The sequence below is a fragment of the Alteromonas lipotrueae genome (assembly GCF_019249255.1).
Lineage (GTDB): Bacteria > Pseudomonadota > Gammaproteobacteria > Enterobacterales > Alteromonadaceae > Alteromonas > Alteromonas lipotrueae.
On the sequence record NZ_JAESDJ010000011.1, the window covers coordinates 72,661 to 98,677 of the forward strand.

General features: G+C 44.9%; 24 protein-coding genes. 18 read left to right on the forward strand and 6 right to left on the reverse strand.

The genetic code is table 11. From position 1 onward, the window contains the following. The first annotated feature begins 390 nt into the window (after window positions 1–390). The 11 genes from KYS23_RS15040 to KYS23_RS15090 all read left to right on the forward strand — a co-directional run bounded on the left by KYS23_RS15040 (window position 391) and on the right by KYS23_RS15090 (window position 10,297). Window positions 391–1,731: a Na(+)-translocating NADH-quinone reductase subunit A gene (locus KYS23_RS15040; RefSeq protein ID WP_218419278.1), complete on the forward strand. Its 1,341-nt coding sequence runs from the start codon at window positions 391–393 to the stop codon at window positions 1,729–1,731. Window positions 1,732–1,733: 2 nt separating this feature from the next. Beyond that, window positions 1,734–2,936 (forward strand): NADH:ubiquinone reductase (Na(+)-transporting) subunit B, encoded by a 1,203-nt coding sequence (locus tag KYS23_RS15045; RefSeq protein ID WP_218419250.1) that lies wholly within the window; start codon window positions 1,734–1,736, stop codon window positions 2,934–2,936. Beyond that, entirely contained in the window at window positions 2,926–3,690 is a 765-nt protein-coding gene (locus KYS23_RS15050; protein WP_159533326.1) for a Na(+)-translocating NADH-quinone reductase subunit C, read from the forward strand. Before KYS23_RS15045 ends, KYS23_RS15050 begins: the two co-directional genes overlap by 11 nt. Before the next feature lie 10 nt (window positions 3,691–3,700). Beyond that, on the forward strand, window positions 3,701–4,333 hold the full coding sequence (locus tag KYS23_RS15055) for an NADH:ubiquinone reductase (Na(+)-transporting) subunit D (RefSeq protein WP_126872855.1): 633 nt from the start codon (window positions 3,701–3,703) through the stop codon (window positions 4,331–4,333). 3 nt (window positions 4,334–4,336) lie between these two features. After that, window positions 4,337–4,945, forward strand: a complete 609-nt coding sequence (gene nqrE / locus KYS23_RS15060; RefSeq protein ID WP_013782594.1) for an NADH:ubiquinone reductase (Na(+)-transporting) subunit E — start codon at window positions 4,337–4,339, stop codon at window positions 4,943–4,945. A gap of 20 nt (window positions 4,946–4,965) precedes the next feature. Then, window positions 4,966–6,198: an NADH:ubiquinone reductase (Na(+)-transporting) subunit F gene (nqrF, locus tag KYS23_RS15065; RefSeq protein ID WP_062088288.1), complete on the forward strand. Its 1,233-nt coding sequence runs from the start codon at window positions 4,966–4,968 to the stop codon at window positions 6,196–6,198. Between the two features lie 67 nt (window positions 6,199–6,265). Continuing rightward, entirely contained in the window at window positions 6,266–7,297 is a 1,032-nt protein-coding gene (locus KYS23_RS15070) for an FAD:protein FMN transferase (protein ID WP_159533324.1), read from the forward strand. Between the two features lie 10 nt (window positions 7,298–7,307). Further along, a complete protein-coding gene (gene nqrM, locus KYS23_RS15075; RefSeq protein WP_013782597.1) occupies window positions 7,308–7,541 on the forward strand; it encodes a (Na+)-NQR maturation NqrM in 234 nt (77 codons plus the stop codon). A 334-nt stretch (window positions 7,542–7,875) separates the two neighbouring features. After that, window positions 7,876–8,949 (forward strand): DNA polymerase IV, encoded by a 1,074-nt coding sequence (gene dinB, locus KYS23_RS15080; protein ID WP_159533322.1) that lies wholly within the window; start codon window positions 7,876–7,878, stop codon window positions 8,947–8,949. A 143-nt stretch (window positions 8,950–9,092) separates the two neighbouring features. Continuing rightward, window positions 9,093–9,356, forward strand: a complete 264-nt coding sequence (locus KYS23_RS15085) for a DUF1653 domain-containing protein (RefSeq protein WP_159533320.1) — start codon at window positions 9,093–9,095, stop codon at window positions 9,354–9,356. 65 nt (window positions 9,357–9,421) lie between these two features. Next, window positions 9,422–10,297, forward strand: coding sequence for an MBL fold metallo-hydrolase (locus KYS23_RS15090; protein ID WP_218419252.1), 876 nt, complete (start codon window positions 9,422–9,424; stop codon window positions 10,295–10,297). A gap of 62 nt (window positions 10,298–10,359) precedes the next feature. Here the strand turns inward: KYS23_RS15090 and KYS23_RS15095 are convergent, their stop codons facing one another. Then, window positions 10,360–10,884 carry an Lrp/AsnC family transcriptional regulator gene (locus tag KYS23_RS15095; protein ID WP_218397678.1) on the reverse strand — a complete coding sequence of 175 codons (525 nt, stop codon included), beginning with the start codon at window positions 10,882–10,884 and terminating at the stop codon, window positions 10,360–10,362. A gap of 143 nt (window positions 10,885–11,027) precedes the next feature. On the opposite strand from KYS23_RS15095, the gene KYS23_RS15100 reads away from it, so the two are divergent. The 4 genes from KYS23_RS15100 to KYS23_RS15115 all read left to right on the forward strand — a co-directional run bounded on the left by KYS23_RS15100 (window position 11,028) and on the right by KYS23_RS15115 (window position 14,941). Further along, window positions 11,028–11,306: a hypothetical protein gene (locus tag KYS23_RS15100; protein WP_218419254.1), complete on the forward strand. Its 279-nt coding sequence runs from the start codon at window positions 11,028–11,030 to the stop codon at window positions 11,304–11,306. Beyond that, entirely contained in the window at window positions 11,303–12,430 is a 1,128-nt protein-coding gene (locus KYS23_RS15105) for a DUF917 domain-containing protein (RefSeq protein ID WP_218419255.1), read from the forward strand. Before KYS23_RS15100 ends, KYS23_RS15105 begins: the two co-directional genes overlap by 4 nt. A gap of 91 nt (window positions 12,431–12,521) precedes the next feature. Continuing rightward, the gene (locus tag KYS23_RS15110; RefSeq protein WP_218419257.1) at window positions 12,522–13,364 is read left to right on the forward strand and encodes a class II glutamine amidotransferase; all 843 of its coding nucleotides are present in this window, start codon (window positions 12,522–12,524) and stop codon (window positions 13,362–13,364) included. A gap of 167 nt (window positions 13,365–13,531) precedes the next feature. Further along, window positions 13,532–14,941 (forward strand): alginate export family protein, encoded by a 1,410-nt coding sequence (locus tag KYS23_RS15115; RefSeq protein WP_218419259.1) that lies wholly within the window; start codon window positions 13,532–13,534, stop codon window positions 14,939–14,941. A gap of 39 nt (window positions 14,942–14,980) precedes the next feature. On the opposite strand, the gene KYS23_RS15120 is transcribed toward KYS23_RS15115, so the two are convergent. Next, a complete protein-coding gene (locus KYS23_RS15120) occupies window positions 14,981–15,928 on the reverse strand; it encodes a LysR family transcriptional regulator (protein ID WP_218419261.1) in 948 nt (315 codons plus the stop codon). Between the two features lie 99 nt (window positions 15,929–16,027). Between KYS23_RS15120 and KYS23_RS15125 the strand changes: the two genes are divergently transcribed. Then, window positions 16,028–16,543, forward strand: a complete 516-nt coding sequence (locus KYS23_RS15125) for a lactoylglutathione lyase family protein (protein WP_013782605.1) — start codon at window positions 16,028–16,030, stop codon at window positions 16,541–16,543. A 131-nt stretch (window positions 16,544–16,674) separates the two neighbouring features. Here KYS23_RS15125 and KYS23_RS15130 read toward each other — a convergent pair whose 3' ends face one another. The 3 genes from KYS23_RS15130 to KYS23_RS15140 are packed head-to-tail and all read right to left on the reverse strand — an operon-like array spanning window position 16,675 to window position 20,090. After that, window positions 16,675–17,316, reverse strand: coding sequence for an MBL fold metallo-hydrolase (locus KYS23_RS15130; RefSeq protein WP_126872841.1), 642 nt, complete (start codon window positions 17,314–17,316; stop codon window positions 16,675–16,677). Window positions 17,317–17,337: 21 nt separating this feature from the next. Further along, on the reverse strand, window positions 17,338–19,074 hold the full coding sequence (locus KYS23_RS15135; RefSeq protein WP_218419264.1) for an amidohydrolase: 1,737 nt from the start codon (window positions 19,072–19,074) through the stop codon (window positions 17,338–17,340). 2 nt (window positions 19,075–19,076) lie between these two features. Continuing rightward, window positions 19,077–20,090 carry a serine/threonine dehydratase gene (locus tag KYS23_RS15140; protein WP_218397673.1) on the reverse strand — a complete coding sequence of 338 codons (1,014 nt, stop codon included), beginning with the start codon at window positions 20,088–20,090 and terminating at the stop codon, window positions 19,077–19,079. Window positions 20,091–20,247: 157 nt separating this feature from the next. Here KYS23_RS15140 and KYS23_RS15145 point away from each other — a divergent pair, with 157 nt between their 5' ends. Continuing rightward, on the forward strand, window positions 20,248–23,220 hold the full coding sequence (locus tag KYS23_RS15145) for a sensor domain-containing protein (protein ID WP_218419266.1): 2,973 nt from the start codon (window positions 20,248–20,250) through the stop codon (window positions 23,218–23,220). A gap of 9 nt (window positions 23,221–23,229) precedes the next feature. Continuing rightward, on the forward strand, window positions 23,230–23,604 hold the full coding sequence (locus KYS23_RS15150; RefSeq protein WP_159533302.1) for a PH domain-containing protein: 375 nt from the start codon (window positions 23,230–23,232) through the stop codon (window positions 23,602–23,604). 135 nt (window positions 23,605–23,739) lie between these two features. Here KYS23_RS15150 and KYS23_RS15155 read toward each other — a convergent pair whose 3' ends face one another. Next, window positions 23,740–25,947 carry a S9 family peptidase gene (locus KYS23_RS15155; RefSeq protein WP_218419268.1) on the reverse strand — a complete coding sequence of 736 codons (2,208 nt, stop codon included), beginning with the start codon at window positions 25,945–25,947 and terminating at the stop codon, window positions 23,740–23,742. Window positions 25,948–26,017: the final 70 nt, after the last annotated feature.

Here is a 26,017-nt window from a genome sequence, read left to right on the forward strand (position 1 = left end):
TAAATGGGGTTTACATTAAATTATAGAAAAGTTGCTCTTTATCTATGATTTGCGTGGCACAAACCGCTCGGTTAATGCTAAAATCCCGAAATTAAGCAGGGGTCTATTCTACCCCTACTCAACAACAGCGTTGATAGCAGTAATACAACAACAAAAATAAGTGTGAATTTTCACTGTTGGTCTATAAAAGAAAAGGCGTATAACGTCGCTTATACATTTGGAATATAAGTTACGGCTTCATAACAGGCTGACCGTAACAGTAAAAAATTCCGTCAATCTAAATATTAAAGGTGTTCAACACCTTAACAATAGTACGCTTTTGCATGCTGATAAGCAGGATTGTCTACGGTCATGCAAAAGAGTATTTCTATTAGAGTAGTGCGATTACATATGATAAAAATCAAGAAAGGTCTCGACCTCCCAATAGAGGGAGCGCCGAAGCAGGAGATCGCTGAAGGGTCTGCTGTTTCACGCGTTGCCATTCTGGGAGAAGAATATGTGGGTATGCGCCCTACCATGCACGTCCAAGTTGGCGATGTAGTGAAAAAAGGCCAGATGCTTTTTGAAGACAAAAAGAATCCTGGCGTTAAGTTCACTGCTCCAGCTGCGGGTGAAGTGGTAGAGGTAAACCGTGGTGCAAAGCGTGTTTTGCAATCAGTAGTGGTTAAGGTTAATGGCAGTGATGCTGTTAGCTTTGATAAAATTGCTGCAGACAAAATCGCGAGTACTGAGCGGGAGCAACTCCAATCAATCCTAGTTGAGTCAGGTATGTGGACAGCGTTGCGTACGCGCCCATTTAGCAAATCTCCAGCCCTCGACTCGATTCCAAATTCAATCTTTGTTACAGCAATGGACACCAATCCGCTAGCCGCGGACCCAGCGGTGATTATTGCTGAGCGCAACGATGACTTCGTAAACGGCTTAAAAGCGTTAACGCAGTTAAGTGGCGGCAAAGTTTACGTTTGTAAAGCTGCAGGCTCATCAGTAGCCACTGGCGATGCCGCAGTAGACGTAGAAGAATTCGGTGGACCACACCCAGCCGGCTTAGCAGGTACACATATCCATTATTTGGATTCTGCTGGTTTGAATAAAACGGTTTGGCATATTAGCTACCAAGATGTAATGGCCTTTGGTGCATTGCTTACTACGGGTGAGCTAGATGCCCGTCGTGTTATTGCTATTGGTGGTCCATCTGCTAAAAATCCTCGTCTAGTTCGTACCTCTATAGGTGCTGATTTAGAAGAGTTGCTAGCAAACGAACAACAAGACGGTGACGTACGTGTCGTTTCGGGTTCCGTGTTAAACGGCGTAACAGCACAAGGTGTTCACGGCTTCTTAGGTCGTTTCCACACCCAAGTATCACTGCTTAAAGAAGGTCGCGAGAAGAAATTCCTTGGCTGGATCACACCTGGTTCAGACAAGCATTCCGTCACGCGCGCTTATCTAGGCCACTTAGGTGGCAGCAAGAAGTTTGATATGACAACAACAACCAATGGCTCTGAGCGCTCTATGGTGCCAATTGGTAATTACGAACGCGTTATGCCCCTAGATATCATCCCTACGCTTTTGCTTAGAGATCTGATTTCTGGTGATTGTGACAGTGCTCAGACATTGGGTTGTTTAGAGTTGGACGAAGAAGATTTGGCATTGTGTACCTATGTATGCCCTGGCAAATACAACTACGGCCCGATTTTACGCGACTGTTTGACCACGATTGAGAAAGAGGGTTAGTCATGGGTTTAAAAGCGTATTTAGAAAAGATTGAACCGAACTTTGAGCCAGGTGGAAAGCACGAAAAATGGTATGCACTGTATGAAGCAGCGGCAACTATTTTCTACACTCCTGGTAAAGTAAACAAAGCTAACACGCACGTGCGTGACAGCATTGACCTTAAACGCATCATGATTTTGGTGTGGTTAGCAACATTCCCAGCAATGTTCTTCGGTATGTACAACATTGGTTTCCAAGCGCAAGAAGCTATTGCTGCTGGTGCCGGTACACTGCCTGACACATGGCAAGCAGGTTTATTCACTGCCTTAGGTGGAGACTTAGCGAATTCCGGTTTGTTAGGGTTATTCTTCTATGGTGCCTGCTTCTGGCTACCTATCTATGCAGTTACCTTTATTGTTGGTGGCTTCTGGGAAGTACTATTTGCTTCGGTACGTAAGCACGAAGTTAACGAAGGTTTCTTCGTTACCTCGGTACTTTTCGCATTAACGTTACCAGCAACTATCCCGCTTTGGCAGGTTGCATTAGGTATTACCTTTGGTGTGGTTATCGCTAAAGAAGTCTTCGGTGGAACTGGCCGTAACTTCCTAAACCCTGCATTGTCTGGTCGCGCGTTCTTATACTTCGCATATCCTGCACAAATCTCTGGTGACCAAGTTTGGGTTGCTGCTGATGGGTACTCAGGTGCAACATCATTAAGCCAAGCGGCTTCAGGCACGCTTGATTACGCTAACATGGACCTTTGGTTTGATAGCTTCTTCGGAACTATCGCAGGTTCTGCGGGTGAAGTATCTGCATTAGCTATCTTAATTGGTGGCTTGTTCATTATGTACATGCGTATTGCAAGCTGGCGAATTGTTGCTGGTGTAGCGATTGGGGTAGCCGTGTTTGCCACCTTGCTGAATATGATTGGTAGCGATACCAACTACATGTTTGCTATGCCTGCATATTGGCACTTTGTTATTGGTGGTCTTGCCTTTGGTATGTTCTTTATGGCCACAGACCCTGTGTCTGCATCGTTTACCAACAAAGGTAAGTGGGCATACGGTATTTTCATCGGCTTTATGACAGTACTTGTACGTGTGCTAAACCCAGCCTTCCCAGAAGGTGTAATGTTGGCCATTCTTTTTGCCAACCTTTGGGCGCCACTGTTCGACTATTTCGTCGCACAAAGTAATATCAAGCGGAGGGTAGCTCGTGTCGGCTAAGAAAGAATCTTTAGGAAAAACGATTGGCGTTGTAGTTGCCGTTTGTCTTGTGTGTTCAATTGTTGTATCTGGCGCCGCTGTAGGCTTGCGCTCGTTACAACAAACTAATGCGTCGCTCGATAAAAAGAGCAACATTTTGAACGCAGCAGGGCTTTACGAAACAGGCATGACGGGTAAAACCATCGAAAGTACATATAGCGAAAAGATTGAATCTCGCTATGTTGATTTGGAAAGCGGTGAGTTTGTAGAAGCGCCAGAGCCAGATTACGATATGTATAAAGCAGCCAAGCAAACTGAATACAGCACAAAAGTGACTAGCAGCAACGTTGGCTTCCAACGTCGCCCTAATGTTGCCAGTGTTTATTTGGTACGTGATGAAGCTGGCGATGTATCTCGCATTATCTTACCAGTGCACGGTAGTGGTCTTTGGGATCTTATGTACGGTTTTCTTGCCCTTGACGCCGATGGCGAAACCGTTCGTGAGTTGATTTACTATCAACAAAAAGAAACACCAGGACTTGGTGGCGAAGTGCAAAACCCAGCGTGGCAGGACAAATGGGATGGAAAGAAACTATTTGAAGATGGCGAAGTGGCTATCCGCGTAGTTAAAAATGCAAACCCAAGCAATCCACACACTATTGATGCGCTTTCAGGTGCTACCCTAACCAGTAAAGGTGTTGAAAACACTATTCAATACTGGGTAGGCGAGCAAGGCTTCGGCCAGTTCCTGAAGACTCAGGCATGGCGTTCATAAGGGGAGTCTCATGGCAGATACTAAAGAAATGAAAAAGGCCCTCTTTGGGCCAATTATGGACAACAACCCTATCGCCTTACAGGTTCTGGGTATTTGTTCAGCACTGGCTATTACCACTAAGCTAGAAACAGCCTTGGTAATGTCTTTAGCGCTAACAACGGTTGTAGCGTTCTCGAACTTGTTTATTTCAATGATTCGTAACCAGATACCATCAAGCGTTCGTATCATCATCCAAATGACTATCATTGCGTCGTTGGTAATCGTAGTTGACCAAATATTGAAGGCTTATTCGTACGAAATTTCGAAGCAGCTGTCGGTATTCGTTGGTTTGATTATTACTAACTGTATCGTAATGGGTCGTGCTGAAGCCTATGCAATGAAGAGCCCACCTCTGATGAGCTTTTTAGATGGTATTGGTAACGGTTTAGGTTACTCATTTGTACTCATTGTTATTGGTACAATTAAAGAGCTATTCGGTTTCGGTACTATTCTGAACTTCGAAATTCTTCCACTAGTTCAAAACGGTGGTTGGTATCAGGGTAATGGTTTGTTAATCCTACCATTTAGCTCATTCTTCTTAATCGGCGGTATGATTTGGGTTATCCGTACCCTTCGTCCCGAGCAAGTAGAGCCTAAGGAGTAAGTCATGGAACATTATTTGTCGTTATTTGTTCGCTCAATTTTTGTTGAGAACATGGCGTTATCACTTTTCTTAGGTATGTGTACCTTCTTGGCGGTATCGAAGAAAGTTAAAACTGCTATGGGTCTTGGTGTTGCGGTAATCGTAGTACTGGGTATTTCTGTACCGGTTAACCAAATCATTTATGTGAACATCCTTGCACCAGGTGCACTAGCGTGGGCTGGTTTCCCTGACGCAGATTTAAGCTTCCTGAATTTCTTAACCTTTATCGGCGTTATCGCGGCATTGGTTCAAATTTTGGAAATGAGCTTAGATAAGTTTTTCCCTGCGCTTTATAACGCGCTTGGTATCTTCCTTCCGCTAATTACGGTTAACTGCGCTATCTTCGGTGGTGTGGCATTCGCGGTACAACGTGAGTATAACTTGACCGAAAGTGTCGTTTACGGCGTAGGAAGTGGTATGGGCTGGGCAATTGCAATTGTGCTGTTGGCCGCTGTACGTGAGAAGCTTAAATATGCCGATATGCCTGATGGTATTCGTGGTCTGGGCTCTGTGTTCATGATTGCGGGTCTTATGGCACTTGGCTTCCAGTCATTCACTGGTATTCAGCTGTAATCGAGCTCGGGAGCATATAAATGAATCAAGTAGAAATTTTCCTAGGCGTCGGCATGTTTATTGCCATTGTATTGGCGCTAGTATTTATCATCATGTTTGCTAAGTCGAAGCTGGTACCAAGCGGTGATGTAACTATCACTATTAACGGTGACCCAGACAAAGCAATCAAAACTGAGCCAGGCGGCAAGCTTCTCGGTGCACTTGCAGATGCTGGATACTTCGTATCTTCAGCATGTGGTGGTGGTGGTTCTTGTGGTCAGTGCCGTGTAGACGTGCATTCAGGTGGTGGTGAAATTCTTCCAACTGAACTTGATCACATCACTAAAGGTGAAGCCCGTGAAGGCTGCCGTTTGTCATGTCAGGTTGCGATTAAGCAAGACATGGAAATCGAACTTGAAGAGTCAGTATTTGGTGTTAAAAAGTGGGATTGTGAAGTTATTTCTAACGACAACAAAGCGACCTTCATCAAAGAACTTAAGCTTCAAATTCCTAACGGTGAAAGCGTACCTTTCCGTGCTGGTGGTTACATTCAAATTGAAGCCCCTGCGCATCATGTTAAGTATAAAGAGTTTGAAATCCCTGATGAGTATCGCGGTGATTGGGAACGCTTTGGCTTCTTCGATATCGAATCTAAAGTAGATGAAGAAACCATTCGTGCTTACTCAATGGCTAACTACCCGGAAGAAGAAGGTATTATTATGTTGAACGTGCGTATCGCTACGCCGCCACCTAATAACTTAAGCCTACCTGCTGGTAAAATGTCATCGTACATCTGGAGCCTTAAAGAAGGCGACAAAGCAACGATCTCTGGTCCATTTGGGGAATTCTTCGCAAAAGAAACCGAAAACGAAATGGTATTTGTTGGCGGTGGTGCGGGTATGGCGCCAATGCGTTCGCATATCTTCGACCAACTTCGTCGCTTAAAAACTGATCGTAAGATGAGTTTCTGGTACGGTGCTCGTTCACTTCGCGAAATGTTCTATACAGAAGACTTCGATGAGTTAGCTGCAGAAAACGATAACTTCAAGTGGCACGTTGCCCTTTCAGATCCTCAGCCTGAGGACAACTGGGAAGGTTACACTGGGTTCATTCACCAAGTTCTTCTTGAGAACTACCTGAAAGATCACCCTGCGCCAGAAGATTGTGAGTTCTACATGTGTGGACCACCTATGATGAACGCAGCCGTTATCAACATGCTGAAAGACCTAGGTGTTGAAGACGAAAACATTATGCTTGATGACTTCGGTGGTTAATCCGAAAATCGACAAGTGAGTAAAGGGGGCGTAAGCCCCCTTTTTGTTTAGTTAAAGGACCCATAACGTGATTCGATTCTTTGCCAGAATAGCATTAGCAGTTATTGCTATGAGCATCCTCTTTATTGCCAGTTGCAGTGAAAAACCCCTTTCGGTAGTACATCTGCAAGGCCAAACCATGGGCACGACTTACAATGTTAAGTACGTACTAGGTGAAGGTGAGGCGGCAGTAGAAGGTTTGCAGGAAGAAATTGACGCTAAGTTAGTTAACATTAATAAAATGATGTCGACTTACGATACAACGTCTGAGTTGTCTCGTTTTAACCAATACCGATATTCAGATAACTTTGCTGTGTCTCAAGAGACACTTACCGTGGTTACTGAAGCCCTTCGCTTGGCCCGTTTGAGTGACGGTGTGCTAGATGTTACGGTTGGGCCCTTGGTCAATCTATGGGGATTTGGCCCGAATAAACGGCCAGAAAAAGTGCCAACCCAAGCAGATATTGATGCAGTTCGCGATTACGTAGGTTTTGAGAAATTATCTACTACGCCAACCGGCCTTAAGAAAGCAAACCCCATGCTGTATGTTGATTTATCAACGATTGCTAAAGGTTATGGTGTTGATGAAGTGGCGGCCATTTTAGATGCCCATGATTTAGAGCATTATCTTGTAGAGATTGGCGGTGAAATGCGGGTTAAAGGCGAGCGTGGTGATGGCAATGAATGGCTAATTGCGATTGAAAAGCCGGTAACGACAGAACGCGCGGTACAAAAAGTGGTGTCTATTGGCACTAATGCTATAGCGACTTCGGGTGATTACCGTAACTATTACGAAGAAGACGGTAAACGTTATTCTCATTTGATTGATCCGAATACCGGCGCACCGATAACCCATGATTTGGTGTCGGTTACGGTGGTAAACCCATCTTCAATGATTGCTGATGGCTTAGCCACAGCGTTTAATGTAATGGGGTGGCAACGTGCAATCGACCTTGCAGAGCAAGAGCAACTTGCTGTATTCCTCATTCGTCGCACAGCCGACGGATTTGAAGAGTATGCCACGCCAGAATTTGATAAACTGGTAGAAGTAAATAATTAAGGAGTAGGCTATGTCTACGTTTATTTTAGCATTCGGTTTCTTCCTCACTATGGTACTCGCCATGGCTGTTGGCTACCTGGTGCAGCGCAAAACTATTTCGGGTAGTTGCGGTGGACTAGGCGCATTAGGTATCGCTAAAGCATGTGATTGCCCCGAGCCTTGCGACAGGAAAAAATCTCGTATGGAAAAAGAAGAAGCGAGAGAAAAGAAATTGAATGAATGGAAACAAAATCAGATCCTTTAATCTGATGATGTAGTTAACCTAGTGATGTAAGTAGGCGCTGATAAAACAGAGCCTTTCACAACATTGGATCACACTATACGGCAATAACCGTTCCTAGATAAAAGCGCGATAGGCTGCAAGCTTACCGCGCTTTTTTTATCTAAAACGATACGCCTATTTTGCCCATTCACTCATAGTTCGCGCAAAGTGGTTGCTCACTATTCATCGTATACAGTGGTAAGCCTAACTGATATGTTCTAGAATACTGTTTTTACATACAGCATTTTTTTAAAGGCTTGTATAATAAGAGCTAGCAACTTAGGGGCGGCTTAGGGGCAGTTTGGGAGCATACACCATGCGAAAAATCATCCATGTAGATATGGACTGCTTTTATGCTGCGGTTGAAATGCGTGACAACCCTGCGTTACGCAATATCCCTATTGCCATTGGTGGAAGCTCTCAGCATCGAGGGGTTATTTCTACCTGTAATTACCCCGCCCGTAAATATGGCGTTCGTTCCGCCATGGCCACCGCTTATGCATTCAAGCTTTGCCCAAATCTCACCTTAGTGAAAGGGCGCATGGAGGCTTACGTAAAAGAGTCTCAACGAATTCGCGAAATATTTGCCGACTATACCGATTTAATCGAGCCACTTTCGTTAGATGAAGCTTACCTCGATGTGACCAATAGCCAATATTGTGGTGGCAGTGCCACGTTAATAGCCGAAGAAATTAGAAGTCGAATTGAGTCAGAGTTGGGCTTAACCGCATCGGCGGGCGTTGCACCCTGTAAGTTCGTAGCAAAAGTGGCCAGCGATGAAAATAAGCCTAATGGTATTTGTGTCATTACTCCTGATAAATTAGATAGTTTTGTGAGGGGCATGCCTCTTAAAAAAATTCCAGGGGTAGGTAAGGTGACAATGCTAAAGCTACAACGATTAGGCTTAGCTACCTGTAACGATGTGCGCAGTTATCCTTTTGAGCGCATACAAAAGGAATTAGGTAAATTTGGTGCGGTATTATGGGAGCGTGCGCATGGTATTGATGATCGAGAACTGTCAGTATCAAGAGAGCGTAAGTCTATAGGCGTAGAGCGCACCCTAAGCAACGATATTCATTCGATGGAAGAATGTAGAGACTTTATGCCTCATTTACTGGAAAAGCTTCAGGAACGCATTCAGGCGCATGAAAAGCGCACAGGCAAACCTGTTCGTATTCGTACTCAAGGGGTGAAACTTAAATTTCAAGACTTCCAGCTAACCACGGTTGAGCATCGATGCCCTTCGTTAAATGCGCATTACTTTGATACCCTACTAAAAGAAGCTTACGAGCGCGCTAAAGGCCGTGGTATACGCTTAGTTGGGCTACATATTGGTCTTGGTGAGGCACAAACCATACATCAGCTCCCTTTGCCCCTAGAAGGTGAGTAGAAAAGTGAGTAGTAAAGAGCGTAGACTGGTGTGTACATAGGTGAATAGCCGCAAAGTACGGGAAACCTTATCAGACGCTTTATGAACAGAGCCCGAATTTTACCGTATTCAAATTAACAAAAAAGTGAAAAGCAGGAACCATCATGACTACCCCGGAACCTAAAACCCAAGAACTTAAAACCCCAGGTCGATACCGCCATTATAAAGGCAGTGATTACGACGTTTACGAAGTGGCGATACATTCAGAAGACGAGTCTTCCTTAGTGGTATATCGTCCATGTTATGGCGAAAAAGCCCTGTGGGTTCGTCCATTAAGTATGTTTCAAGAAGAGGTGGTGGTAGAAGGTAAGTCAGTCCCTCGATTTGCTTATATTGGTGAGATCCCAAACGACGAAAAAATGATCTGAACCGCAAACTAAGTCATAGTGTACTTAGATCTATTTAATAATAAGCACTCTTTAAGGGAACCCTAATGACGCACAAACTTACCCGAAGTTTTCTACTTGCTGCAAGTTTAGTATCGACCACCTTCATTCCAGCCGCTTTTTCGCAAGACCGTTTCGAAAAGGTTGAAATAGAGGCAACAGCACTTAAAGGTTCTGTGCATATGTTGACGGGGATGGGCGGTAATATCGGCGTTTCTGCGGGTGACGATGGCATTCTAATTATTGACGATCAATTCGCACCTCTAGCTGAAAAAATTGCGACGGCACTTGGCGAGCTTGGCAGCGATAAGCCCAAGTATGTGATTAACACCCATTACCACGGCGACCATACAGGCTCAAATGCATTTTTCCACAGCCACAAAGGCGCGACTATATTAGCCCACGATAACGTGCGCATTCGATTAGCCAACGATGAAAAAGTATCGCCAGATGCGCTACCAGCTATCACTTATGAAAACGGCATTAAGTTACATTTTAACGGTGAAACCATTCACATTATGCATCTTGAATCAGGGCACACCGATGGCGATAGCATAGTATGGTTTGAACAGCCGGATATCATGCACACGGGTGATTTATTCTTTAATGGGTTATTCCCATTCATCGACTTAAATTCTGGCGGCAGTGTTAAAGGCTACATCGAATCAGTCAAGCAAGTGTTGGCGAAGATAAATGACGATACTGTGCTCATTCCTGGTCATGGTGAACTTAGCAATAAAACCGAGTACACCAATTTTCTTGCCATGATTGAAGAAACTTTTGCCTTTGTAAAAGCGCAGAAAGCAAAAGGCATGAGCCTTGAAGCAATTACTGAAGCAGGGCTCGATAGTAAATGGCATAAGTGGGCATGGAGCTTCATTTCTGAAGAGAAGTGGATTGCAACATTATACAAAGGCGCTTAGTCGAAGCACGTAGAGCCACTTTTAAAAACAAACAAGGAGCAGCTAAGTAGCAGCTCCTTTTTTTAGTTATCGGTAAGCATAGAAATTTTCGCTTTATCTAACCATTTTAATTGCGCCAGCGGATAGCCCAAAAAGAATTTTTCTCTTGATAAAATAATTCGATTTTCAATGCGCTTAATACCAAGCTCTTCTCTGTCACTCAGCAAGGTACAGGCATCATTTAGTTTGGCGATATTCGCAAAACAACTGAACGACACATAATCCACTTTTCCTGTAATCTGCATGCAATCCATGAACTCTGGTATTTCTTGAATAGCAGCAATAAAGCGCCGTTTAAATGGGGCACTATTGTCATGCAAGGTAAATTCAACATACGCGAAAACATGTTCGCACATGGCTTCAATATTCACATCAGCGTGAAAGGTGCGAAAGTACCCGGCTTCTTTTAATGCTTTTACTCGCTGAAAGCAGGCGCTAGGGGAAAGGTTAACTCGGCCCGCTAATTCCACGTTGGTGAGGTCTGCTTGCAAATGCAATATAGCCAATATTTTTTGATTGTAACTATCTAAATGAATAATCTTTTTCATAAGGTGGTTTCTGTTGGCTTAAACACACGAGTTACTACATTTAGAACTGTTTTTCGCGCTGAATTCCTTTTCTCCTTGTCCATCATGTTTACCCCTGTTGCCGCTATCTACTGCGCTGACTTTTTATTCTGCGACGACAAGCTGTGTACCGGGCGGGTGACTTTATTCCTGCGTTTAACATTTGCGCCATAGCCGCGTGGATAACCGGTATCCTGTTTAGCTTTTCGAGCGCTGAAACTGGGCTTTTTATCACCCCTATTGAAGCCATAGACGCCTTAATTATTTCCTTAGCCAGCTACCTTTTTTTATCCCGCGCAATGCGAGTTCTTACTAATAAGACCGCCATAAAGAACAGTGCCAATAGCGCTACACCCGCAACCATAACCGCAACCAAAGACACCACCGAAAGAGAAAACCTATGAAAGAACTAAGCTTTCAAGATATGAAAGACATTTTGCTAGGCTGTACTGTGCTAGGCACCGGGGGCGGTGGTGAAATGAGTGAAGGCCTAGAATTAATTAACGAAGTGATAGAGAAAGGATTACCACTTCGGCTTGTAGGGCTAGATGAAGCCCCCGACGATGAATGGATTTGCACGCCTTATTTGCTCGGCGCCCTCGATTTAACGGCCAAAGAGGCCGACGAATACAAAGCCTTACCCAGAAATGCTGAGCCAGCTATATGCGCCGCGTTTAGCCGCATAGAGTCTTATTTTGATAGAAAGTTTTATGGCACGGTATGCTGTGAAATGGGCGGTTCCAATACGGCTGTGGCATTTTATACCGCAGCGTTAAATGGTGGCGTGGTGATTGACGGTGATCCCGCTGGGCGGGCTGTACCTGAAATAACCCACTCAACCTATTATCTAAACGGACTTGATGCCGCGCCTGTTATTGCCGCCAATAGCTTTTGCGAAATCTTCGTGTGTGAAGGGTTGCATGATGACCAAAGAGCCGAGCACGTTATGCGTGCACTTTGCCGAGTTAGCGCCAACGACATTGCGGCTATCGACCACGCTATGCCGGTAAAAGATATCCGTCATGCCCTTATTGGTGGAACTATTTCAAAAGCGTGGGCGCTAGGTAAAGCAGTGTCGGCAGCCAAACAGCAAGGTGCGGATATTGCCAAAGTGATTGCAGACGTTGGCAATGGTTTTGTTGCCTTTAGAGGCAAAGTGACAGCCTTTGAATTTGATACCATAGGTGGCTTTTCTGTCGGAACCGTTGATTTAGCTGGCGCAGACAATGATGAAGGGAATGACGCAGGACATACCTACCAGTTAGGGGTTAAGAACGAAAACCTGGTCAGCTACTACGATGGTGAAGTGGATGTGACTATTCCAGATCTCATTTGTGTAATTGATGAGAATACCGGTGAGCCAGTGACCAATCCGCATTATGAAATTGGCCAATCGTTAGCGGTGATTATTTTGCCTGCGCCTGATGCATTTTTAACCCCAAAGGGCTTAGCTACCTTTGGTCCAGCGTATGTTGGTGTAGATGCGCCTTATCGCCCAGCTAGCTTGCAAAACAGGCACAATAAATAGGTGTAAATTAGACGTATTGCGCGTTGCTTAGCGCGCCAAGCTTGTTTATGCTCAAGCCTGTTATTATTAACGTTCTAAAAAAGGGTACATCGTGTGTGAACTGCTTGGCATGAGTGCCAATACGCCAACTGATTTGTGTTTTAGCTTTACTGGCCTCACCCGACGTGGTGGCGAGACAGGCCCGCACAAAGATGGCTGGGGCATGGCATTTTATGAAGGCAAGGGCATTCGCCTTTTTCACGATCCAGAGCCCTGTGCCACGTCTCAAATTGCAGAGTTTGTATCTCACCTGCCGATTAAAAGCGAAACGGCTATTTGTCATATTCGCCAAGCTAATGTAGGCAATATAAACCTTGCTAACACCCACCCTTTCACCCGTGAAATGTGGGGTAAGTATTGGGTGTTTGCCCACAATGGGCAGCTGCCTAACTTTGTACCTCGTGAAGGCATGTATGAAGCCGTTGGGGATACTGACAGCGAAGCCATGTTCTGCGACTTAATGAATCAGGTGCGCGAGAACTTGCCTCGTGATGCGATGCCGCAACAATTGGCCGATACACTGGTGGATATCGCAAAAGGCTACGCAGAGCAGGGCGTATTCAATTGTTTATTAAGCAATGGCGACTGGTTGTTTTCATTTTGTAGCACCAAAATGGCGAGCATTACCCGCCGTGCCCCGTTTGGCCCAGCTTGCCTCAGCGACGTGGAGGTAGAGATTGATTTTGCTGCAGAAACCACACCCAACGATGTGGTGAGTATCATTGCCACTGCGCCACTAACCCATGACGAACAATGGGATATTTACGAGCGTGGTGAATGGAAGCTATGGCAGCAAGGCGAGGTGATTGCCAGCGGTAAAGTGGATGTTCCTGTGCACAAATCTGAAGCGGCCATGACAAGCCCGAGCCCTGATCCTAGCGCTAACTCACTCTAGTTCAACCCTTAGTAAGTCACAACTGTCACGTAATTGTCACCGTACTGCAATTGACTTCTATCCTTACATATCTGAACATTCATATATTATAAATTTCATATGTGACTTGCCGGGGCATACGTTAATGCTCCGCAGTTCTATGATGTTTCAATTATAAATGGACGGGTATGAACAAGTGGTTAGGGTTTAATTACGGCGCATTTTTTGTTGTGCTTTTCGGCATTACCTCATTATGCACGATCGTTCCACTTACCAGCCATGCCCAAGGGTTTACTGTTGAAGGTGAACTTAGAGGCAGATATGAAAACCTAGACGGCCAATTTAGGGCCGGCGAGGAAGGGAGCGACGAGGTACTACTTTTTCGCACTCTACTCCATGGGAAGTACCGTTATGAAAACATCACGATAGGCATAGAAATTCAAGACAGTCGCAGTTATTTGGGAGATGAAAGTACTCCCTTGTCTAGCAGTTTTGTGAATACGGCTGACGCCCTACAAGCATATGTGGCGTTTTCGGGGCTGCCTAGTCTGCTTAGCTATGTACAACCGCAAAGGCATTCCCAGCACACACTCACTGTAGGAAGACAAACGGTGTCTATTGGATCGAAGCGGCAAATAGAGCGGGTAAGCTACGCCAATGTCATTAAAAGCTACACAGGTATTTATTCCCAGACGACCACCGACAGTAGTAATGAACTTCATGCCTTCTATGTCGTGCCGATTGAACGATTGGTCGATGACAAAGATGAGGTACTATCTAATCATTGGCAAGCAGATAAAGAGCAATGGGGGCGACGCATATGGGGTATTCATTATCGTCACGCAGATACACTACCTTCACTCGTTTCAAATTTATGGACGGAAGCATTTGTATACGGCTTCGATGAACAAGACCGGCACCATACCCCAACCCCGAATCGTCACTATCTCACCTTGGGTTTTCGGATTTTTCGTAAACACAAACCACAACAATGGAACCTCGATATAGAAGTTGCCCATCGACAAGGCAGTCGACATAGTAGCAGTGACGTGACAGACAACGATGATTTGGCCGTAAGTGCGAACATGTTATTGTTCCGTGTGGGTTACACCTTTAATCACTGGCTAAACCCTAACTTAGCCTTTCAGCACTATTACACCAGTGGCGATGATAACCCTAATGATAACCGCTATGGTCAGTTTGAACGGTTATTTGGCGGCAGGCGCACCGACTTAAACAATACTTCTATTCATGGGCCGTTAACACCTGCAAACCTAACCGCGACAGGGGTTCGCGTTGAGTTTCGTCCAAATGCAAACTGGGATGGAAGGATTCATTATTCTGCCGCTACCTTGTCGTCAAACACGGATAGCTTTGTTATTGGTAAATATCAGGATCCGTCAGGGCAAAGCGGTGATGATATTGGCCACACAGTCGATTCCCGTATCCGTTTTTGGACAGACGATAAAACGTGGATGTTTGATGCAGGTTTCTCGCTATTGTTCGCGGGCAATTACCTTGAGTCGTTACGAGCGCAAGAGGGTTTGCCTACCTCCACCACCCGCTTCGGTTATGTGCAATTGAGCTATCAATTTTAGTCAAAGAAGCGTGATTGCGTTTATTAACGCGTAAAGGTACTAGCTGTTAAGGGCCTCTACAATCAACGACTGAATTTTTTGATAGCGTAGTGGCAACGAACGGTGGGGAGTTTTCACAAAGTAAAGAGGCTCCGCAACATCGTTTGTTGCAGGGTATATCGTTAAACTTTCAGTGGCGTTGGCAAAGCTATCTAGTACTTTAATGGGCAGTACGGTAAAGCCCAGCCCTTTGCTTACGGGCAATAAAATTTGAGACAGCTGATTAATGTAACCACGCTTTGGCAACCGACTAGGATCTAATTGCATTAGCGCTTGCTCGCCCGAGTGGCTAAAGTAAAGTTTTAGGTAGTGCATGGCGTCGGGGTGGTTAATCAACCCAAGCGATAGCAAGATATCGGCAATGTCTTTTTCTTGGCTACTTGCACTATTGTCAGCACTATTATCAGCACTATTCGTACTTAAATTACCAAGAGCACCTTTGGGCAATATAAGCCCCAAAGATTCGCTACCGATTTTTTCAGAGGATAACATCTCTTCATCAGGTTGTTGCGTGACGATGCCTAACTCTAGGCTAGAAGCGTGAATGCTATTGAGGATGGTTCGGTTGGGCGCAACTTCTAAATGTATACTCAAACTCGGATGGGCAACCTGTAGCTCAACAAGTACAGGGTACAAACGCTGAGCCAACGCACCCGAGCAACCAATTACACACTGTCCTTCGTAGGGCGCATCAAACTTTAAGCTTTCTATGAGTGCCTGTTCATGCTTACTCAAGCTTTGCGCATAGTCGTAAACTCGTTGCCCTTGTTCAGTTAGCTCTACACCTTTACCTAGGCGAATGAGTAACTCACAGCCACAGGCTTCTTCCAATTTTTTTATGTGTTGGCTCACACCGGGCTGCGTCATAAATCGTTGTTCTGCGGTACGGGTAAAATTCCCCGTTTCTACTAGCACTTTGAACGTATCAAGCCACTGTGGATTTAGCATGGTATAAATTTAAATTATGGATTTGAGAATTAATCATAATTTCTAGTGTTTGCTTTGTCTAGTTAATATACGTGCATACTTTACATTGAGGAGATAAAGATGACTGAAGCAGTTAACACCCCTTATCCACGTACGTTTTCGCACATTGGTATTTCGGTTCCAGACCTTGATGCCGCCGTTAAATTTTACACTGAAGTACTAGGCTGGTACTTAATTATGAAGCCCACTGAGATTGTTGAAGATGATTCAGCAATTGGCGAGATGTGTACCGACGTATTTGGTGCAGGTTGGGATAAGTTCCGTATTGCTCACCTTTCAACGGGCGACCGTGTGGGTGTAGAAATTTTCGAGTTTAAAAATCAGGAAAACCCTGAAAATAACTTCGAATACTGGAAGACTGGCGTGTTCCATTTCTGTGTTCAAGACCCTGATGTTGAAGGCTTGGCAGAGAAAATTGTAGAAGCGGGTGGTAAGAAACGCATGAAAGCCCCGCGTTACTACTACCCAGGCGAGAAGCCTTACCGCATGATTTACATGGAAGACCCGTTTGGCAACATTCTAGAAATTTATAGCCACAGCTATGAACTTCATTACGCCAGCGGTGCCTACCAATAGGTAAAGGCAATAGGAAAGGAAGCAGGCATCAATGGCTATAACGTTAGACATTGATAATAGTAAGAGGCGAGTGGATCACTCGCCTTTTTTAATGGGCAGGAAAGCTACCGTATTGGCACTTCTATTAGCACTTAACCCCATTGCCCCGCAACATAAGGGTTGCTGGCTTTTTCTTTTGCTACCGTGGTAGTAGGGCCATGACCAGGATAAATCACCATATCGTCAGGCAGCGTTAAAATATTCGCGTTTATTGAATCGAGTAGCTGTTGATGATTTCCCTGAGGGAAATCAGTGCGCCCAATCGAGCCTGCAAAAATCACATCACCTACAATAACCTTGTTACTCGTTCGCTCCACCAGAACCACATGGCCAGGGGTATGTCCCGGACAGTGCAGCACCTCAAGCGTTAGCTCGCCAACTGAAATGGTATCTTTGTCATTCAACCATTGGTTAGGCACAAAGGGCGTGGCAGGTGGAAAGCCAAACATTTGGCTTTGCTGCATAAGGGCATCTAGCCAAAACTTGTCCCCCAGATGTGGCCCTATTATCGGCACATCGTAATGTTTAGCCAGTTCGACGGTGCCACCTACATGGTCTAAATGACCGTGGGTAAGAATGATTTTTTCAATAGTGACCTGATTATCCGACGCCGCGCCGATAAGTTTCTGTATATCTCCGCCAGGGTCAACAAATGCCCCCTGTTTACTACCTGCGTCCCAAATAAGCGAACAGTTTTGAGCAAATGGCGTAACCGGTATAATAACAATTTCCAATGTGCTGCCTCCCAACAACGGCTATTTCGAAAACACTTGTTTGCCTGCTATGTAGGTAGCATGCACTTGGGTTTTCCAAATATCTTTTTTATCAATGGTGAAGATATCTTGATCAACCAGTATAAAATCAGCCCATTTTCCCGGTGTAAGGGTGCCAAGTGTATCTTCCATATGTCCCGCGTAAGCGGCATCTAATGTAAAGCCTTTAAAGGCTTGCTCAATAGTAAGCGCTTCGTGTGCATACCAGCCTTTCACCGGTTGATTGTCCCTGTCTTGACGGGTTACCGCAGCGTGCAAACCATAAAATGGGTTTGCCAGTTCGACAGGAAAATCTGAGCCTAATGGCAAAGGAATGCCTGATTCAAGTAAAGTTTGCCACGCATAAGCACCTTCCATTCTGTCTTTTCCAATACGATCTTCAGCCATATTTTTATCGCTGGTGGCATGTGTTGGTTGCATGGATGGCAATACATCTAATTCGGCAAAACGAGCGAGATCTTCAGGCGCGATAACTTGCGCATGTTCTATTCGGTTACGTAATTCACTACCGCCAATAGCAGCAAATGTTTTTTCAAATTCATTAAGCGCAACATGATTCGCTTTGTCGCCAATAGCGTGGTAATTCAATTGAAACCCAGCACCGATGACCGATGTAAATAACGGCGTCATGTCCTCAGGCTGAGTGAGTAATAAACCATGCTGGTGGGGGGCGTCAGAGTAGGGGGCTAATAAGGCTGCGCCTCTACTGCCAAGGGCTCCGTCACCGTAGGCTTTGACTGAACGAATGTACAAATAATCATTAGCGTCTCGTATTGGCCCTTTTCCAAGTAGTTTACTTAAGTCAGGGTCAGTGGCGCTTATCATGGCGTATATTCGAATGGGTAATTCAGCTTGAACTGCTTGTTTAATATAGAAGTCGTACACACCACGGCCGACACCCGCATCATGCATTGACGTAATACCATTTGATAGTAAGTGCTTACCTGCGGCATCAAGTTGGCGTTTATAAACCGCATTGCTCTGTGTTGGTAAATAGGGTTCGACTAATGCCATGGCATTGTCAATTAATACTCCAGTCGGCTCGCCGTTAGCATCTTTAACTATCTCACCGCCAACGGGCGTGGGGGTGTCTTTGGTAATACCGGCCAAGGTAAGGGTTTTGGTATTAGCCCAACCCGCATGGCCATCTACACGCGTTAGCCATACCGGCCGGTCGGACACTTTTTTATCCAAATCACCACTGGTTGGAAAGGCTCTATCAGACCATAACTCTTGGTTCCACCCTCGGCCAGTAATCCATGGTTGCGTGCTATTCGCCAGTGCATATTCTGCTACGCTATCAGCGGCATCGGCAGCACTGGTACTTTCACGTAAATCAACTTCCAGTAGGTTGGCACCTAAGCCCAATAAATGCCCGTGCGCATCAATAAGCCCCGGCAACATTACGCGGCCTTTACCATCAATGGTGTTGGAAATATTTAACGTTTGAGCAGTGGTCTCATCTACTTTTATATCGAGAGAAAGCACTTTGCCTTCGTCGATAAGAATCGATGTGAACGATATTAAATCAGCATCATCATTCAGCGTGTAACCTTTTACGTTGGTAAAAAGTGTTGCTGCACACGCAACACCCGATAGTGTGGCTATAGCAAGGGCGCCACCGAATTTAAGAAAGGAGCGCTTAATGCCGTATCTGTTACTTTGATTAGGGGGAATTCCACTTACTATTTCTGTCGTATTAACGTGCATTTTTAGCATGCTTATTCTTCCGTGTTAATAATAGGGGGTTGTAGTAAAAAGTCGCGCTGCCAAATTTCGGTCATAGAGGCTTGGCTTATATTGCCGCCTGACAGCATCACCAATGCCGTTTGCCCAGGTGGCGTGTTAGCAGCCCAAGCAGCAACCGCTGCCATACTCATGGCACAAGTGGGCTCTATATGAAGTTTTAATAGGTGCTGTAGCCACTGCGTCCAGTAGACTATTTGCAATTCGTCCACTTCGTAAAAATCATCAAGCTCTTGTAATAGAGGAAAGGTCACATTGCCAACCGAGGGCGTTGCTGCGCCGTCGGCAAGGGTTACCGGTGGGGCATCAAGGGCAATAATCTCGCCTTGCTGCAATGACTGAGATGCATCGTTGGCAGCCAGTGGTTCAGCCCCAATCACTAGCGCATCGGGTTGTAGCGCACGAGCCGCAAGCAAAGTACCCGATAACAGTCCACCACCGCCACAAGGGGCAAAGATAGCATCTACCTTTCCTGTATCTTCGAGGGCTTCCATTGCGGCGGTGCCTTGACCGGCCACAATGTCTGGATGGTTAAATGGTGGGATCCACACAGTATTTTCTTCTTCGGCTGCATTAGCCACGGCGATATCTGCTTCTTGGCGGGTGGGGAACAACTTAAGTGTTGCCCCATAACTTTCAGTGGCCGCTGCTTTAATAGGAGAAATTGTTTTGCTAGCGAAAATAGTCGCGGGAATGCCATACTTTGCCGCCGCGTATGCCACGGCTTGTGCGTGATTACCCGAGCTATTCGCTACGACTTGTTTTGGTAACTTACCTTGTTCGTGAAGGTGACCTAAAAAGTTCAGTGCGCCGCGAAGCTTAAACGCGCCTATGGTTTGAAGGCATTCAGCTTTGAATAAAATACGGTGCCCCATCCACCTATTTAACAAACTCGACTCCATAATAGGTGTGCGCGTTACGTGGTCTTTTATTCTGTCATACGCTTGAGTTATAGACGAATAGGAGAGTTCCGTTTCATTAGGGTGCATGAGTAACGCCTTGTATCTTCATTAGAAATACGTTTATTTAAACGCAGTGATCATTATGTAAAGGTATACCCTACCATTTAAATTCTAAAAGGATAATTCATAAAAATTTCATATTCGAGGTTTATAGTCCCAGCCTCTCGAATGAGAGGTCATTGTAATGCAATCAAGAGTTACCCACCGAATTTACGGACTCCCCTTAGTGCTGTTCGTGTTTCTTTCCATACTTTTTGTTTCAGCGGGTGTCTATCTCGACAAAGAAGACAAACGGGTGCGGATTTCAAAAGCCCAGTCAGTTGCTGAACAGGTAAAAATTAGCTTAGAAGTATTCTCTACCGAACGCATCCAAGCCGTCCACAATTTAATGCGTAACTGGCCAACCTTTGCGCCCAATCAGGTAGATTGGTTTAATGCGCAAGCAATGTCTTTGATGGGGATGCAGCGCGGCTATAGTTCACTAACGTTTGCTGATCAAAACGGCATTATTCAATGGGTTGCTACGCCCTCTCATGGAATGAAAACTCGCCTATCGAACCAACTTATCGGCCAGCCACTCGTATCGGTGGGGCTAACTATTCCCGCGCTTGCTGAATCGCTGGCGAGTACGTTGGTACATTCGTCAGTAACGAGTCATTACCATATTATTGTTGGCCGTTCTATTAGCCCTCAAGAACTCAATCACGGGTACTTATTGGCGGGCTTTGACGCACAAACGATTTTGGGCGTTATGCTAGGTGAACTAGAAGGTCCTCAGTTTAATTTTGTGCTTCGAGACTCGGGGCACACCCTATTTAGCAATGGTGAGTTGGTCAATGATGGAACCGTTATTACTACTGAGCCATTTTCATTTATTGGTCGGCAGTTTTCGCTTTCCATGCAAACTCAAGTGGGGCGTTATAGCGTTGGCCTATTAGTCGCGGTAATCGGGCTTTTAATGTCGGCGTTGGCCAGCTGGATTTTTCATAAGCAAATGAAAGGTGCGGTGAATCTATCGGTCAGTCAAAAGCGCTACCTTACGGCAAGCGAGGCCTCGTTAGATGCGTTAGTCATTTATCGGCCCAAGGGCAGTGATTACGAGCTAGTTGAAGCGAACCGCTACAGCCGTTTTCTATTTCGTGGAGCATGCTCAGAGTTAAGCACTAAAACACTGAAAGACCAGTTAGCGTTTCTAGGTAAAGCCGAACTGTTCGACTGTATCAAGGAGGTGGCAACAAACAACATGCCCTTTGAAGAGTACGTCGCTATTAAGGAAAGTAAAATTGCGCCTGAATGGTTGAAGGTACAAGTGGTTAAAGCGGGAGACAATATTGCCTTAACCGCTAGGGATGTCACAGAAAGATTCAAAGCTCAGCAAGCACTTAAACATAGCGAAGAGCGCTATCGGAGGCTTGTCGATGGCATGCATAGACACTTCGTTTATACCAAAACCGCTGAACATAAGTTTATTTATGTCAGTGCTGGAATTAATACTATTTTGGGGTTTACGCCAGAGTATTTCATCGAGAAAGAATCGCGACTGTTAAGGAAAATACCAGACGAGACTTTCGATATACGAATGAAATCGGGGGAGGGGGTAAAACCCGACCCATATTTGGTTCACTACACCAGCTGTGAAGGAAAAGAATTGGTACTAGAGTTTTCAGATACGCCGATCTTGAACGAGTCTGGTGCCCTAATCGCAGTTGAAGGTATTGCAAAAGATGTAACCAAAGAGCAGGCGTTGCAAGAAGAAGTCGCCTATCAGGCCAATCATGACCAACTTACAGGTCTACTCAATCGGTATGCTTTTGATAAACAACTCCGTGACATTTTAGAGGCGAATGCAGCCGATACGCCTGATAAAAATACAGACGTGGAAAGAGACAACGTCACTACCATATACCCTTCACGAAACTCGGATGATAGCACTAACCCTGGCGTAATGTGCTTTATCGACATGGACAGGTTTAAGTTAGTAAACGACAGTTGCGGGCACCCCGCTGGCGATAAGTTACTTCAAGAAGTGTCTACCATATTTAGGCAGCACATTAGTGAGAAAGACTTGCTTGCCCGAATAGGCGGAGATGAATTTTGTATTATTTATCATGAACAGCCCCTTGATAAGGTAAAAATTAAGCTCGATAAGCTGTTAAAGGCTATCTCTACTTACCGGTTTATGTATGGAGATAAGCTATTTTTCGTTGGGGCGAGCATTGGTGTAATTGAAATGAATCCGCAAGAGCATAACGCCGCAGAACTCATCAAGGCCGCTGATAATGCCTGCTATAAGGCCAAGCATTTAGGAAGAAATAGGTACTTTGTTTACCATGCTCACGATGCACAACTGAACATGGATAACAGCGAAAATGATGTGTTACACACGCTGCACAAAGCGCTACAGTTCGATGGTTTTGAATTATATAGCCAAGCCATTATGCCCCTTAATGGCATAACTGAAGACGATACCAACGGCCTTGAACACTATGAAATTCTACTACGCTTAACCGGAAGTGATGGCACTCTTATTAGTCCAGGTTTGTTTATACCCCTTGCCGAACGTCACGGCTTGATGAACAAAGTGGACTACTGGGTGGTAGACAATACACTAAAGACATTAGAGGCCAATCCACTGCATGTAGACAATGTGGCTAAAGTAGCGATTAACTTGTCGGGAATTACCCTCGGCGATGAAATCACCTTGTTAAAAATTACCCAGCGGCTTCAAGGTACGACAGTACCACTAGAAAAAATTTGCTTTGAAATCACAGAAACCACAGCAGTCACTAACTTAAGTGCGGCTAAACATTTTATTTCCACCCTTCGGGAAATAGGGTGCAGCTTTGCCCTCGACGACTTTGGTGCAGGAATGTCGTCGTTCACTTACCTTAAAAACTTGGATGTTGATTACGTCAAAATTGACGGCTCCTTCGTTCGAAATATTGTTCACGATCCGATTGATCATGCTACAGTTACTGCGATAAATAATATTGCTCACAGTATGGGTAAGCAAACGGTGGCGGAGTTTGTGGTAGATACCGCAACGGCAAATGTACTAAAGGCACTACAGGTAGACTATGGTCAAGGTTTTGCCTTAGACAAGCCCAAGCCCCTTGCTCATCGCGTACAGTGGCTGACAAAACTCGTGTCTGTTTAGGAGAATAAAATGGGCTTATTTGACACCTTGCTAGGTAACGCTAGTGAAACCAGTGCTGAAGCGGTAAATGAAGAACTCTCACCCATATTGGCTGAAAATGAAACCGTCACCGCAGCATTTAAACTAGTAAGAGATTTAAGCGTATTTACCAATAAGCGTTTAATTCTTATTGATAAGCAAGGGCTAACGGGCAGAAAGGTTAATTACCATTCCATTCCTTATAAGTCTATTACCCAGTTTGTGGTAGAAACGGCAGGACACTTCGATACCGATGCAGAACTAAAAATATGGTTATCAGGTAAAGGTGACGCTATCGAAATTGAGTTAAGTAAAGCATCTGCGCAAGATGTACAGAAGAACTTAGCCAATCAGATGTTTGCATAATTCTATACTTATTGCCGGCTTAGATTTCACGGCGGTTTGACATAAAGAATGGGAAGTATAAATAAAAACGGCGGTGCTTTAAAAGCATCGCCGTTTTTCGTTCTCAGCTTTTTTCAAAGCCTAAAATTTAAAACCTTATTGCTCAGGCGTTAAATTTCTGTCGAAAAAGTTAGTAATGGTTTTGTACAAGTGGATACCCGTTTGCTTACCACGAATACTGTGCTTCTTACCCGGGTAATCCATGGTTTCAAATGGAATTGCCAAATCTTGAAGGTGCTTGTATAGCATCGTAGAGTGGGTGAACAATACGTTATCGTCAGCCATTCCGTGATAAATAAGCAAGTCACCTTTTAAGTCTTTCGCGTAAGGGAATACGGAAGAGGCTGTGTATGCATCGTCATCAGTTTTAGGGTTGCCCATATAGCGTTCAGTGTAATGCGTATCGTACAGGCGCCAGTCGGTAACTGGAGCACCAGACACACCTGCTTGGAAGTAGTCGCCCGCTTTAAACATGGTCATTAGCGTCATGTAACCGCCATAACTGTGGCCATGAACACCAATACGTTTAGCATCTACATAAGGTAGGGTTCGTAAGAACTCAACACCCGCTACTTGGTCGTCAACTTCTATAAAGCCCATCTTCTTGTAAATAGGATCTTCAAATGCTTTGCCACGGTAATTGGAGCCTCTGTTATCAAGGGTAAACACCACATAGCCTTTATCTACCCAATGTTGCATCAGTAACCCGCGATTACCTGCCCAGCTATTCGTCACAACTTGCGCATGTGGACCACCGTAAAGGTACACAATAACAGGGTGTTTCTTTTCAAGGTTTTCAGGTTTGTAAATACGGTACTTTAAGGTGGCGCCGTCTTTGGTAGTAATGTCGCCAAACTCAGGCTTCGTCCAGCTATCCATATAGGCATGTAACGGGTGGCCTTCTTCAACTTTGTTTTCTTCAAGCCATGTAATACGCTTGCCAGAAGCATCATTTAAACTTACTTGGGCAGGTGAGTTAATGGTAGAGAAACGGTCGATAAAGATGGAGGCATCTTTACTGAACGACACACTGTGATAAGCGCCTTCGTTGGTAATACGTGAAATATCGCCACCGTTTAACGATACCGAATAGGCGTGGCTTTCAAGCGGTGTATCTTTACGACCCGCGAAATAAATTCGGTTGTTCTTGGCATCAACCGCTTCGATGTTATCAACCACCCAATCGCCTTGAGTTAATTGACGCACTAACTTACCGCTATTCTCGTAAAGGTAAAGGTGCTTAAAGCCATCTCGTTCAGAGGCCCAGATAAACTGGTCTGAGTCAGACAAAAAGTATAAATCGTTATGCAAGTTAACCCACGTACTACTGGTTTCGCTTAACAATACTTCCTGTTTTTCTGTTGGAACGTTATACGCTCGCAGCTCAAGAGTCTGTTGGTCGCGAGTTTGCCACTGATACGTGAAGGTTTCACTGTTAGGCATCCATTTACCGCGGGCAAGGTATATGTCTTTGTCTTCGCCTAAGTCTACCCATCTGCGTGCACCGTTATTGATGTTTTGAATAGCAAGTTCAACAAGTACATTGTTGGTGCCTGCTTTAGGGTATTTCTGTTCAATGGTTTTAATGTCATCTGCGTAGATTTCAGAACGCGAAATGACGTCTACAGGGCTTTCATCTACTTTGGTAAATGCAATGAAGCTTTCATCTGGTGACCACCAGTAACCGGTCATTCTGCCCATTTCTTCTTGAGCAACGAATTCGGCCATACCAAATTTAATGTTGTCGCCACCTTCCTTTGTAATGGCCGTTTCTTTTCCCGACTCAATATGTTTTACATACAAGTTTTGGTCGCGAATGAAAGAAATGTAATTTCCTTTCGGAGATAGCTTAATATCAGTTTCAAATACGTCGGTATCAAGAAGTTGCTTTGCACCTTTCTCGCCAAGCTTGTGGTAATACACATCGCCACCTAGTGGGAATAGAAGGGCTTTTCCGTCGGCAGACCATTGATAGCTGACAATACCGCTACCCGATAAACGCATGCGTTCGCGACGGGCTTTTTCTTCGTCGCTCAATACTTCTTCGCCACTTTGAAGGTCATTTGAGTCGAATAGAAGGCGAGTTTCGCCACTGTCTATATGGTATTCCCATAAATCGAGACGTTCATAATCGGTCTGTTTTCCTTTTAGAAACGTAACTCTTTCTCCATCAGGAGAAACTTTAAGTGCACGAGGCGCATTGCCATCAAGGGAAGGAGAAGCGAAAATACGCTCAATATCGAGCGGTTCGGCCTGTACAGCGGTAGAGAGCATAGCGGCTCCTATTAAAAGGGCTTTTTTCATTTTTATCTGCATATTTTTAACTGTCGAATAGTTGATTGTAGAGAAACTGTCTTAGGATACAAGGTACTAA